The 13,170-nt window shown below is 51.6% G+C and carries 12 protein-coding genes; 1 reads left to right on the top strand and 11 read right to left on the bottom strand.

Going from position 1 to position 13,170, the window contains the following annotated elements:
• Positions 1-2: 2 nt before the first annotated feature.
• The 11 genes from RN22_RS25595 to csrD form a co-directional block, all read right to left on the bottom strand.
• The gene (locus RN22_RS25595) at positions 3-461 is read right to left on the bottom strand and encodes a type II secretion system protein (protein ID WP_046304855.1); all 459 of its coding nucleotides are present in this window, start codon (positions 459-461) and stop codon (positions 3-5) included.
• Positions 458-1,063: a hypothetical protein gene (locus RN22_RS12860; protein ID WP_046304853.1), complete on the bottom strand. Its 606-nt coding sequence runs from the start codon at positions 1,061-1,063 to the stop codon at positions 458-460. The genes RN22_RS25595 and RN22_RS12860 overlap by 4 nt, the downstream gene beginning before the upstream one ends.
• Positions 1,064-2,281, bottom strand: a complete 1,218-nt coding sequence (locus RN22_RS12855) for a type II secretion system F family protein (protein WP_046304851.1) — start codon at positions 2,279-2,281, stop codon at positions 1,064-1,066.
• Positions 2,281-3,996, bottom strand: coding sequence for a GspE/PulE family protein (locus RN22_RS12850; protein WP_046304849.1), 1,716 nt, complete (start codon positions 3,994-3,996; stop codon positions 2,281-2,283). The genes RN22_RS12855 and RN22_RS12850 overlap by 1 nt, the downstream gene beginning before the upstream one ends.
• A complete protein-coding gene (locus RN22_RS12845) occupies positions 3,986-5,065 on the bottom strand; it encodes a M48 family metallopeptidase (RefSeq protein ID WP_046304847.1) in 1,080 nt (359 codons plus the stop codon). Before RN22_RS12845 ends, RN22_RS12850 begins: the two co-directional genes overlap by 11 nt.
• Before the next feature lie 6 nt (positions 5,066-5,071).
• On the bottom strand, positions 5,072-5,902 hold the full coding sequence (locus tag RN22_RS12840) for an ExeA family protein (RefSeq protein ID WP_046304845.1): 831 nt from the start codon (positions 5,900-5,902) through the stop codon (positions 5,072-5,074).
• 9 nt (positions 5,903-5,911) lie between these two features.
• The gene (mshL, locus tag RN22_RS12835) at positions 5,912-7,480 is read right to left on the bottom strand and encodes a pilus (MSHA type) biogenesis protein MshL (RefSeq protein ID WP_046304906.1); all 1,569 of its coding nucleotides are present in this window, start codon (positions 7,478-7,480) and stop codon (positions 5,912-5,914) included.
• A gap of 47 nt (positions 7,481-7,527) precedes the next feature.
• A complete protein-coding gene (locus tag RN22_RS12830; protein WP_046304843.1) occupies positions 7,528-7,851 on the bottom strand; it encodes an MSHA biogenesis protein MshK in 324 nt (107 codons plus the stop codon).
• Positions 7,835-8,491, bottom strand: coding sequence for a type 4a pilus biogenesis protein PilO (gene pilO / locus RN22_RS12825; RefSeq protein WP_046304841.1), 657 nt, complete (start codon positions 8,489-8,491; stop codon positions 7,835-7,837). Before pilO ends, RN22_RS12830 begins: the two co-directional genes overlap by 17 nt.
• Positions 8,488-9,942, bottom strand: a complete 1,455-nt coding sequence (locus RN22_RS12820) for a hypothetical protein (RefSeq protein ID WP_046304839.1) — start codon at positions 9,940-9,942, stop codon at positions 8,488-8,490. The genes pilO and RN22_RS12820 overlap by 4 nt, the downstream gene beginning before the upstream one ends.
• A gap of 142 nt (positions 9,943-10,084) precedes the next feature.
• Positions 10,085-12,037 carry an RNase E specificity factor CsrD gene (gene csrD / locus RN22_RS12815; protein WP_046304836.1) on the bottom strand — a complete coding sequence of 651 codons (1,953 nt, stop codon included), beginning with the start codon at positions 12,035-12,037 and terminating at the stop codon, positions 10,085-10,087.
• Positions 12,038-12,190: 153 nt separating this feature from the next.
• Between csrD and RN22_RS12810 the strand changes: the two genes are divergently transcribed.
• Positions 12,191-13,069: a LysR family transcriptional regulator gene (locus RN22_RS12810; RefSeq protein ID WP_046304833.1), complete on the top strand. Its 879-nt coding sequence runs from the start codon at positions 12,191-12,193 to the stop codon at positions 13,067-13,069.
• Positions 13,070-13,170 lie beyond the last annotated feature (101 nt).

Below are 13,170 nucleotides of genomic sequence, written 5' to 3'. Positions count from 1 at the left end.
TTTTAACTACAGTCACCAACAATAATAACTGGAGCAGTGTCCGCATCAACAGCATTGTTATAAGTTACGCACTTCGTACCACCATTTTTCGAGAAGGTGTATTTACCATCCGAAGCAGTAGCATCTGTATGTGGTTTCCAATCAGTATTAGTACCATCGGCGCTAACACCTTCAATTGCAGCTCCAATGCCAGTGATTGTTGCATCTGGATAGCCATTCTTAGTTGTGATTGATTCGATAGAGCCAACACCGTCCTCGTCAGCACTATCGCCATTAATAAGAACCTTTGCATGCACCATGCTAGCCGCACTCGTCATCGCACCTTTTAAACCCTGTAAGGCACCTTCTTGTGCTTCATCTTGCATGTTAAGGAACTTAGGCGCAGCAGTAACCGCCAAAATACCCAGAATTACGATCACAACGATCATTTCAATCAGCGTAAAACCGCCTTGACGTTTCATTTTACTTCTCCAGTTTCTCTCAACACTTCTACGCGACCTGATGCCGGGTAGTAAGCAAAAACATGACGCGCCGAATTTGACGGGTCATCACTCCAAATACCGGCGCGCGCCGGCCTCTCAAATCGGCAATAAGGTTGGGCGTTGTTACCTTTGTCCTTCACCACTATTGCGCGAATCTTTGGCTGCGAGATTTGTTCTGCCGCAGCCTGTAATCTGTCATCCAGCCAGTAAGACTGGTCGGTAAACTGCTCCAGCAGCGCACCGCAATCTTGGCTGTGTAAATCTGCCAGTGTTTTTGCGCCATTTCCCAGCGCAAAAGGAAAACCTTTCTGATGGTTATCTGTTGAGTTCAATCGGAAACTGACATCTTCAACAGTAACGATATCTTTTTGTTTACTCTCGTTTTTTAAAGCAGCTCGCAAATGCACATTCTTGGCAGAGCCTTCAAACGCATTGGCGAGATAACGAAACTCCACGTCATCCGCAAACTGCATCACACGCTCAAAAGCCGGAATCGCTGCCATCACGACAATGCCGATAATCGCGGTGAGCAAAGCCCACTGGGCAGCACTGCTTTCCCTGAACCTAAAAATCCAGCGCATTTAGCCGCCGCGGATCAGGTCGAGCATGTTCCACATCGGCAGGAAAATACCCAATGCAAGGATCAACACCATGCCCGCCACAATCAGCAGCAGGATAGGCTCCATCCGCGCTGACAGGGTTTTCAGGTCGTAATCCACTTCGCGGTCGTAAAAGTCGCTCGCTTCCAGCAGCAGGTTATCAATCTGGCCAGTTTCCTCGCCCACCTGAATCATCTGGTGAACCAGTGGCGTAAACAGTTGGCTGTCTGCCGTGACGGAACTGAGGTTAATCCCCGACTCAATCGCCGCTTTCATCTTATCGACTTCGCCGCCAAGAAAATGGTTATCCAGCGCTTCACCAGACATTTGTAGTGCAGTATTGAGCGGCACGCCTGCGCGCAGCATCAAAGCGAATGTTCGCGAGAAGCGCGACATCAAGGCACGGTTAACCAAATTACCAACCAGCGGAATGCGCAGCTTGAATCTGTCCCATTTCACCCGGCCTTGCTCAGTGCTTTTCCACACCTGTAAGCTTGCGACCAAGCAAACGGTGCCAAACACCAGCAGCCACCAGAAATCGACAAAGAAGCTCGATGTCGCCATCAAAATCTTGGTCGGCAGTGGTAAATCAGAGCCGAATTTGGCAAACATACCTGCAAACTGCGGGATCACTTTGACGTTCAAAAACGCCATCGCGCCGATGATCACCATCAGCACAAATGTTGGGTAACGCAGCGCCGATTTAATCCGGCGGCGGGTTTCCATTTCCTGCTCGTAGTATTCAGCCAGCTGGAGCATGGCATCATCGAGACGACCCGTGTTTTCACCGACCTGCACCAGCGAGACAAACAAATCGCTGAACACATTTTCATGGTCGCGCATTGCCGCCGACATTGGGCGACCGTTGGAAAGCTCATTGGCGACGCTTTCAAGCGCGGCTTTCAATGGCTTATCCGTGGTGCTTTGCGCCAAGCCTTTAATGGCACGCAGCAGCGGGACACCCGCTTTTATCAAGCTGTATGCCTGACGGCTGAAAATCACCAGTGACTCCAGTTTCACCTTTGGCTGGAACAGCGGCTCATTGGCTTTTTGTGCCCGCGCCTTGGTGACTTCCAGTGACAACAACACCGCGCCAGACGCCGACACATTGGCGATCGCATCGCTCTCGCTGGCAGCTTCAATAATCGCCGAAACACGTTTTCCGTTCGGCTTACGCGCAGTGTAGCGATACCTTGGCATCAGGCACCTATCAGCGACATCGCTGCCGCTTCAGAAAGCTTCATCGCTTCTTCCAGCGAAGTTTGTCCCTGCTTGGCAAAATCCAACGCACTGTGAACCAATGGCTTATAACCTGCCTGCTGTTCTGCCAGCGCAGAGAACAACTGGGTGTCGTTAGCACGTAAGGCATCCATCAACTCTGGCGTGATTTCTAGAAGCTCAAACACACCAATTCGGCCTTTGTAGCCGGTAAAGTTACAGCTCTGACAGCCGCGGCCTTTGTAGAAGCCATGCCCTGCCATTTCCGGGCGAGTAGTTGTCAGCCAAACCTGCTCCACATCGTCAGTGGCGTGAGGCACTTTACAATCCGGACAGATACGTCGGATCAGTCGCTGCGCCAGCACGGCGCGAACAGCACTCGCTACCAGATACCCCGGCGCTTCCATATCAAGAAGACGAAGCGCACTGTCGATGGCGTTGTTGGTGTGCAGGGTCGAGAGCACCAAGTGACCAGTTAGTGCCGCGCGAAGGCCGATTTCCACGGTTTCAAGATCACGCATCTCACCAACCAGGATGATGTCCGGATCCTGACGGAGGAAGGTGCGAAGCGCGGAAGAAAAGCTCAGGCCAATCTTGCTTTGAATTTGTACCTGACTGATACGAGGCAGACGATATTCCACCGGGTCTTCCGCAGTCAGGATCTTTTTGCCCGGCACATTCAGTTCATTGAGCGCGCCATAAAGCGTGGTGGTTTTACCCGAACCTGTCGGGCCGGTCACCAGAATCATGCCGTGTGGGCGACGAAGCTGGTTTCGGAAACGCGCCAGCATCTGAGCATCCATACCGACTTCTTCCAGTTGCAGCACACCGGCCGACTGGTTAAGAAGACGCATCACCACAGACTCGCCGTATTGCACCGGAAGCGTCGATACACGCACATCGATGGCATTGCCACGGACATTGATGTTGAAGCGGCCATCCTGCGGCAAACGCTTCTCAGAAATATCCATGCCACTCATCAGCTTTAAGCGCAGTACCAGTGCAGAAGCAATCGCACGCTCTTTCAGCAATGTTTCATGCAGCACGCCATCAATACGCTGACGGATACGCAGTGCGTCAGCATCTGGCTCGATGTGAATGTCCGAAGCATTCACCTGCACCGCGTCTTCAAACAGCGAATTAATCAGCTTAACGACAGTGACTTCTTCAGATTGCTCTTCTTCTGCACCAAAGCTTTGCTCAAGCTTCACACCGTGTTCGGCCTGCAAACGCTCGGCGAACGAGGCGATTTCGCTGGTGCGACGGTAGTAGCGATCAAATGCGTCGATCAGCGGCTGTTCTGCCGTGATCAGAAGTTCTACCTGATATTGATGAAGCTGGTTCAGCACACTTTCCTGTGAAGCCAGATCCGCAGGATCGGACATCGCCACACGAACAGTATTACCGATACGGCCAATCACCAGCGCGCGAAGACGTCGAGCATGCACTTCTGGCAGCAAACTGACGGCACTTGGGTCAACTTGGGTCAAGCTAAGATCAATCAGTGGTACACCAAGCTGACGGGCAAGGAAGTCCAGCATCTGACTCTCGGTCAGAATACCCATTTCCATCAGGGTATCGCCGAGCTTACGTCCGGTTTGAGATTGACGGGACAGTGCGGCATTCAAGTCAGCGTCCGTGATGATGTGCTCTTCAACCAGCAGGTCGCCAAGACGTTTTCGAAGTTTAACGGCCATCTGTCGCTCCCTGTTTCAGGTTCTGGAGGTAAACCAGACGCTGGCGGGCAAAGTTCACCGACTGGTTGCTCAAACCGCCGGACTTCACCGCTTTCCCATAGGCTTTTTCGGCTTCCTTATTAGCACCGGTTTTCTCAGCAGACACACCAAGTCCCAGCCACCAACGACCGTCCATCGGCTCTTGCTCTGTCAGCCATTGATAGCTCTGCTTGGCTTCAAGGTTCTTACCCAGCTTTTGCGCCAAGGCCGCGCGCATGGACACGAAGCGTACCTGCTCGCCATCCAGCAAATGCACTGACGAAGACAGCACATTCAGCGCAGATTCTTCGCTGCCACTTTGCTGATACATACGCGCCAGTGTGAGTTTCAATGTCGCGGAATTCGGGTTGGCACTGATGCCTTTACGCAGCACACTTTCTGCATCTCGCAATTGACTGCGACCATACAGAAGTCCCGCCAATTGGTTGGTGGCAGCAATGTGGCTCGGGTTGTATTTCACCGCATCACGCAGGAAAGCGATGGCTTTTTGTGTATCACCGACTTGGGCGCGCTTCTGCGCTTTGTCATAAGCAATATCCGCCAACTGCTCGCCAGTCAGTTCAATGGTTTCCACTGACAGGGAAGCTTCTTGTTCCACTTTTTCTTGCACAGGCGCTGCTTTAATACTCTCAACGTTCGCCATCAGCATGGGCTCAGAGACTTGTTCAGTTGCTTTGGTTTCGGCTTTGGTTTCAAAGGTTGGCTCAACAGCAACAACAGGCGTCGCCTTCATCGCCACATAGCTAACCTCACTTTTCACCACTTTCTGAGTAGGAGAAGGTATAGCTTTTGGCGCTGGCTCTACGAAAACAGGCTCCGGTGTCACCATTGGCGTAGTTAAGAAGGTTTTCTCACTGCCTACCGAGACCGCCCATGAAATGCCTGTCGCGCCCACTAAAGTCGCCACCAGAGCCAGCACTACACGTGCAAAGCGAAAGCCCCATACAGAAGGAATTGGTGCAACGGTGACATGTTTTTCACTGTTTTTCGGCGACGAAAGGTCGCTCAACATGCGGTTTAATTCACTCATGATTTCCTACCCCCAAACGGCCTGAAGCACAGAGTGCTTGCGGGCGAGAGGTGTATCTTTAATGGCAAGGCGAACAGCATGCGCGCTGACGCGGCGTTTGCCCCTGCCAAAACTCAATAACAGCGATTTATGGCAAAGCTGATGCACCAGTCGCGGAATGCCTTGACTGGCGACCCAAATGCGGCGCTTTGCCCACGTAGAGAACAGTGGCGAAACGCCCTGTTCTTGTAATCTGTGGTCGATATAGGCTGATGTCTCAGCAAAGCTCAGCGGCGTTAATTCTGCGCTGAAACTGATACGCTGCAAAAGCTGACGCATACTGTGCTGGGACAGGCGCTCATCTAGCTCTGGTTGACCGAACATAATCAGTTGGATCAGCTTACGCTGCTCGGTTTCCAGATTGCCCAGCAAGCGGATCGCTTCAAGCACTTCATCCGGCATGGCCTGCACTTCATCACAAAGGATCACGACAGGCTTTTCATCTCGTGCAGCTGCAATGGCTGCCTGTTGGATTGCACCAAGCAGCTTGTCTTCCGTCACCTGTTCATCAATGCCAAGTTCATCAGCAATCAGGCGATGCAACCCTGCTACCGTATTGGCTGGGTTTGGCAGAAATACCAAGGTAAAGCTTTCGCTCAATGCTTTGAGCACCAAACGGCACACCATGGTTTTTCCTGTACCCACTTCGCCTGTCACTTTGACCAAACCTTCGCCCATTTCCATCGCCGACACGCAGGTATTTATCGCATCCACGTGCGAACGCACGCCGAAAAAGCAGCGTGTGTCCGGGGTCAAACTAAATGGCGCGGCATTGAGGCCAAAGTGCGACATATACATAGGGCTGGCTTAGTTTTCCGGGAACCAGTCGTTCAACAGCTGACGTGAACGGTTGATCTCTTCTTGCCAGGTTTGCTCACCCACCACAGAAGGTTGCAGCAAGATCACCAGTTCGGTTTTCTGCTTCATGCGGTTCACGTTGCGGAATAGATTGCCTAGACCCGGAATATCGCCGAGAAGTGGCACTTTAGAGACCATTTCTTCGTAGCTCGATTTCATCAGGCCACCAATGACGACGACATCGCCAGATTGAGCATGAATGATAGAGTCCGACTCACGGATAGAGGTCTTAGCCAGTGGCAACACATAAGGCTGTGATGAAGTACCCAGTTGGATAGTTTTCTCTTCTGTCACCACATCAATCACCGCTGGGTGAACATGCAGCAGTACGCCATTGTCATCGTCGATTTGCGGCGTCACATCTAGGGAGATACCTGAGAAGAAAGGTGTTAATTCGATGTTCGGGCCAGAGTCTGAGTTATCACCCGAGGTGTCGCTGGAAGAAATATCCGTGACAAAGTACTCGTCACCACCGACTTTAATGACCGCTTTCTGGTTGTTGGCAGCAGTGACACGAGGACTCGACAGCACATTCACATCGCCCTGTGTATCAAGGAAGTTCATCACCGCGGAGAAATTGCCATCCGAGATGGTGATATTGGTTTGTCCACCGATCACATTGGAAATAAAGTCGCCGGCAAGTTCTGCCGCGTCTCGTGTGATTTCCACACCACCACTGCCAATCGATGACGTAATATCCGACCAGTTAACACCCTGCTGATAGCCATCACTCAAGGTCACTTCGAGGATTTTGGCTTCCAGAATCACCTGACGCTTCAGGCGTGCTTGTGACGCGTCGAGGAAACGTTTCACTTCGCGAAGTTCATTCGGATATGCCTTCACCGTGATAAGGCTCGCTTGTGGTGAGACCACAATGCTGCGTCCATCGCCATTACCAATCATGGCCGCGACAGCGCGTTCGAGCTGCGCCCAGAAATTGCTTTCCGCACGGGTTTCAATCACGGTTCCGCCCGTAGGCACTGAGGTACGCTCAGTTTTTTCATCATCTCCGCTGCCGGAGCTGGAATCCGTTGAAACGGCACCTGTGCTGATAGAAGTCAGTGACACCCCAGCGCGTTGAAGCTGAAGGTAATCCACCGGGAAAGTTTCCGTGCGCAGTACCGCCGGGAAAATCTGGATCAGGCGACCATTGATTTCGACGTTGTAGCCGTAGATATCAGAAACCACTTCCAACGCTTCAGGCACGGTGACATCTTTCAGGGAAACGGTGACCTTCCCGCCCACTTCCGGATGCATCACCAGATTGAAATCCGTACCTTGAACCAAGGAACCAAAGAAGGCTTTGGCATCCACATTATTGGCATTGATGCGCAGGCGTTTTTCAGTCAACACGCCACTGCCAGAGGTGTCAGAGAAGTCCCCCATCAAATCCTGAGTGACCGCATCTGGCAATTCCGTCAATGGCTGGGAAGTGCTCTGTGCATAAGCCTCGTTCAGCGCTTCCTGTATTTCAGTTGGCTTTTGATGTCCCACGCTCTGACACGCCGACAACAGCATCGCTGCGGCGAAGGTCAGTAAACCTTTGCTCAGTAATGAATGTGTCTTCACTGTACTACCTGCTCGTTAAATACGGTCAATGCCCAACGCTTGCCACCACGGCTCAGCGTTACGCGCTCTTCATTGATTTGGCTGACAACGTAGCCATTGATGCTTTGACCTTTCCTCACGCTCTTGCCATTCAACACAGCAGAACAACTGCCATCGCTCGCACACAAAATCGCGTCCAGTTTTGGCAAGCGATATACCTTTTTCTTCGCGGGCTGAGAGGAAGGCGTAAAGCCTAGCGGCGCTGTCGGATCGCTCTCTGCTAAAGACGTTATCGGCAGCAACAGCGAAAACATAATCAGAACGCTATTCAGTAATTTCATTTTTGCCCCCGATAAACACGGCACTTTCACCCAGGGTGTAAACCTCAATGGTGACTTCAGCCTTCGGGTATTCCTTCACGCTGTAGTCCACGCTTTGCCAGTAGTATTTGACGGGCAAGGCTTCCAGTGCACTCAGGTAATCAACAATGTCGAAGTAACGCCCTTCCAGCGTAATTTCAACAGGATGGATGTAGTAACCCGCATCCTCAGTGTCTGTCAGTTGTTGCGGTGGCAAGGAATTCATTGATACCAGCGTCAAACGTTCAGACTGTCTCAGCACAGCTTCCATCAATGAAGACATTTGGGCGGCAGTAACCAAACCATCCACTTTGCGCTCCATTTCGCTATCAAGGGCTGAAATCTCTTGATTGAGTGTTACCAACTCAGCTTCAAGCTCAGTGTTTGGTGAGGTGTGCAGCTTTTCCTGCTTCAGACGATTGAGTGTCACCAAGTCTTCGGTCGTGCGCTCTGACTGAAGAATCTGCGTTTCCAGCTGTGTCAGCGTCTTACTTACAGGCTCTATAAAGAGGAACAAACCCAAGCCGAGAATCGCCATCCAGCCTGCCAGTGCAATCATCCACTGTTCGCGGATGCTCAGAGCCTCAAACGCGTCTTTACCGCGGGTGAGTAGTGCATTCATTTCGCGCTCTCCCCGCTTTCACGTTTGGATACCAGATTGAAGTTCAGGCGGTTTTTCTCATCGCGGCTCAGCGCCATTTGCTCGAAAACACGATCTGCCAGTGGTGGCTGAGAATTGAATGTCTGCAGCCAAGCCGGAACAGAAGCAGGAGTGGCAGCCAGTCCGCTCAAATCGAGCGACTGTTGACTAACAGAAATAGAAGACACGGAAATATCGTGGCGAGAAAGTGAGGCCAGCGCACGGAAGGTCTCTGCATGACCTTGCTGAAGTGCAGAGTCATGCTGTTTCACCGCAGCCAACGCACGACGCTTAGCTTCAATGGCGGCTTTTTTCTCATTCACCTCATTGGTCAGGCTTACCGATGGCAGATGCAAAGCCATTTGCTCGTTAAGCTCATCGGAAAGACTCTGTGCGCTCTGTCGCTCGCTGTCTGCCAGTGAAAAAAACTTCTCGGCTTGCGCCAGTGAAAATTGTTGGTAAGCAGCCACTAACACCACCAGCAGTGAGGTTGCGCCCCATACCAGAAGCATTTTTTCGAACGTCAGCAGCGGCGCTTTGGGTGACAGATCGTCGCTGAATAGGTTCACATCCGGAGAATAGTCGTGGCTTAACGCGGCCATCGCAATGTGTTGATGATGGGCACCGGTATCAAAAAGCTGCTGCGGGCGCACCGCAACAGATAAACGTGAAGACAGTTGAAACGCCAACTCGGTATCGTCGATGCCATGAACACTGACGACCAATCCTGTCACTTGCGCGCTTTTCAGTTGTGACCGCAAATAATCGAGCGAACGCTGTACTTCCAATGCTAAGTCATCAACAACCGATGGGGGCATCATTTGCCCTTCCAGCATCACACCGCGGATCTGGCGTTGAAAACAAAGACGTCCCAGATGGAATGCAGCCAACTGCAACACGCCATGGCTATCACGACTCAGTACCATCTCGGTTTTATCCAGTTGCGTCCACTGGCGCAGCGCCACATCTTCAAGGGATACGTTAGTGAGTCGGCACTGACTTTTTTCCAGCGCTTTGCTGAACTGGACAAGCGGCAGCTTGTGGCAGACAAATGCCTGAAAACGGTTTGCCACTGGCGAGCTAAAGCCATCAGCGACAATGTCCGACGGCGAATCAGAAATGAAGTCTTTCAGCTGAAATGGTAAAGCTGCGCGTTTGTCTTCATCAGATAAACCGGGATCATCAATCAACAGGGATTGATAGAGGCCATGCCCGAGCACCAGATGTACGTCTGCCTTGCTGATCCCGTGACGAGAAATCAGTTGGGTCGCTGCCGTCCAAGGGTCAGATTGGGTAACGGCCTGCGCGTCCAATTGCGTCTTTTCATTGTCATCTTGATACGCGATCACCACCTGTTCGGCTGACGCGACAAGGCTGACAATACCCCGTTGTTTTACAGGGGAAAATTTTGCAAAAAGAGTAGAAACTGCCATCTGCACCTAATAATTGCTCGGGAAATGTTAATAAAGTGTTTGAAGTACACTATATTCTATCAAATTTCCCGCCAAAAAATAAGTATGCGTGCGACAGTTTCATGACGCAATTGAGCGTTTTATAAACAATGCTCGATCCATATCATTGTTTGCGCCAACGTTGCCTCTTGCGCGTGGCTGGACTGGAAGAGAGTTCTGCGCCCAGAAAACGTCCCTGCCCACCCATAACCCCAAGTTGTAAAAGCACTTTCCATTCCTGCTGGGATTCCACTCCCACCGCCAGCACTTGGGTTGGTGTCGGGTCACAGGCTCCCAACATACTGCGTACGTACAACTGGTTCTCCGGACGCTGATGAATGTCGCGGATAAGGCTTCGATGGAGTTTGATGTATTTCGGTTGGATATCTTTCACGTAGTGGGTACTCACCACAGAACGGCCAGCCTGATCCACCACCACCGCACAACCCAGTGCGCGAACCATGCGAAGCGTCGGTCTGACAGCATCGAAGTGCTTGACCAGCGGCGCTTCAGAGACTTCAATTTGCAGGCGGTTGAGCACGCTACGAGGCGTTTGCAGCAAGGTATCTCGCAACCAGGTTTGGTACGCACGCTGGCCCAGTGATTCAGCGCAGACATTAATAGACAACACTTCACGTCCGTCGCCCGTGCGAAGAAGATGAAGCGCTTTGCCGACCACACGTCTATCTAACGTGCTGTTCATGCCCACCAGATCGATACCGTTCATAAAGCGTGATGCTTTGATGATGAGGCCATTTTCATCTTTGATGCGCGCAAGCAGTTCGGTATGCAGCTCTTCCCCTTTGGCATCTTTCACTGCCTGTCGGTAAAGATCCGGGCCACCCACTTCAAACACACGGGTCAACAAGGTTCGCCAGCGAACACTGCCACGAGCTTCGTCTGCTACAACATCTTTCTTAAACGCATACCAGCCATTGCTACCCTGAAGCACAGCGCTGCGTTTCGCCATGTCGGCCTCTTCCATCAGGCGGCCCCGGCGCTCACCGGTGGTAAAGAAGGTCATACCGAGGTGCACCCAGTTTTCCTCTTCCAGGCACTCAGGCGGGGTCAGGCGCTCCAGTGCTTTCATCAATTGGGTGGCAAACAAACGGGCGTCTTTGGCCGACTGATGCGTGAGCAATACTGCAAATTCCGTGTCGTAGTAACGGGCAAGCACCGCGTCAGGGAAGCGGAGAATCGCATTCGACAGCACGTTGCCGACTTCTTTGACCCACTCGTCAGCGCCTTCTTTGCCAGACTCATGCACCAGAGTGTCCCAGTCGCCAATGCGGATCATCAGCACTGCACCTTGCGCACCTTTATCTTGCAATAGGGTTTGCAGACGGTTGTCGAACATCACGCGGTTAGCTGCGCCTGTGAGTTTATCCAGGAAGGTGTTGGAGCGGATAAAAGTATCAAAGCGACTGCGTTCCTGACGCGCTTCGCGAAGTTCTGCAATCATCTGGTCGAGCGCAATACTGGCCGTTGCTGGCCATTCACGTTCATCACCGGTATGCACTTCTTCCGCCCGTCCAGCCAGAATTAATCGGCCACGGTGTTCTAACAATTCTGCACCCAAGAGCTGGGTTCGCAGCCACCTGATACCCCACGATAACGCAAGCACAATGACGAGTACTGCAAGCGACAGCGAAGACATTGCGCCTATCGAATAGGCAAAATCCGCATACGGCGGAACCGATTTAATCACAATGAAGAAGCCGGGATTACTCGGGAGATCGTAGCGGTTCACAATCAAATCCAGCGATTTTCCTACCGTTTGGATTTGTTCATAGTGATACAAAAGGCCGGTTTTGCTGTTAATTTCCAGCTCAACGATGTCACTGGCTTTCAATAGCTGCGGAAGCCAAAGTCCGATATTTTCGTTAGAGACAGGGTTGGCAATCGCATGGTCAATTTCGACCACCACTTTGCTGAGATAATGGGAGAGGAAGTCCGTTCCCAATTTACGAAAACTGATTGCACCACCAATAAAAAGCACGAACATGGCACAAACAACAATAAGCGTTACAAAAGCGACCAATCGGTTGGTCAGCTTCATCCCGGCAACTTTTCTCATGTACTATCCAAATGAAGGGTTTTGCTGATCCCTTCTCAGCAAAAATAAGTTCAGAAGGCCAATCGGCCTTGAATTAGTTATTATCGTTGTTCCCGTTATGAAAGTGAACGCAAAGTCGATACTCGGTTGATAAACCCCGGAATGAGTCAATAAATGGATTGGATTACCTGCGCGAAAAGTTATGTCACTGTGGTTGAAATGGGTTCGCTGGCTCAAGCTGCAACCAAGCTCAACACCTCGAGTTCTGCCCTCTCCAAGCGGTTGGCCTGGCTGGAAAATCAACTTGGGGTTCAACTGTTAAAGCGCACTACCCGCACCCTAACCATGACCGATGCAGGACGATTGTTTTATCAACGTGGAAAACTTTTGCTGGACGACTGGACGCAACTGGTCTCTGAAACCACATCCACTTACGGCGAAGTTAGCGGCGTGCTGCGAATTGGTGCTCCGCTTGCGACTGGAAGCCGACTGTTGGTCAACAATATCGGCGAGTTTCTTTCGGCGTACCCGAACATTCAGGTGGAACTGCATACTCTCGCACCCGGGCAACTCCCAGACCCAAATCTGGATGTGGTAATCACCCGCGAACTGGCAGACTTCAACTCAGCAAGCTTTATCGCCACCAAGCTGTTTGATTTCCAGCCGCGCTTTTTTGCTTCACCGACTTATCTCGCGCAGCACCCACCGATAGTCGATCAAGAGCAGCTCTTGCATCACAACTGCCTGCTCTATGGCTCCACCAGCCACCCACAAGAGCACGAGTTTGAGCATGGTCGAAAGCTACGCCTGAGCGGAAACTTTGTCTCACCCAACCCTGAAGCCTTAGTGAACGCTGCGGTGGCTGGACTTGGCATTATTCTGGTTGGAGATGTCACGGTCAGAAAGGAGTTGGATCAGGGATTACTGGTGCCCGTGCTACCGGATGTGCGTCAGCCGAAAAGTGCGGCTTACGCCTATTATCCGAAGCTTGAGTACAACCACACCAAAACGCGGCTGTTCATTGATTTTCTTAAGCAGAAAGTCGGTCACTGAAAAGCACTTCTAATGCCAATCACAGTAGGTAGCTGATCAGAAATAGCGCAGGAAAAATGCTCGAGAACAAGGCGGGAAATTTCGATAAGTAGTTATTCTAC

The organism is Grimontia sp. AD028 (assembly GCF_000973155.1).
GTDB lineage: Bacteria > Pseudomonadota > Gammaproteobacteria > Enterobacterales > Vibrionaceae > Enterovibrio > Enterovibrio indicus.
This window is presented reverse-complemented; position numbering and strand designations above follow the sequence as displayed.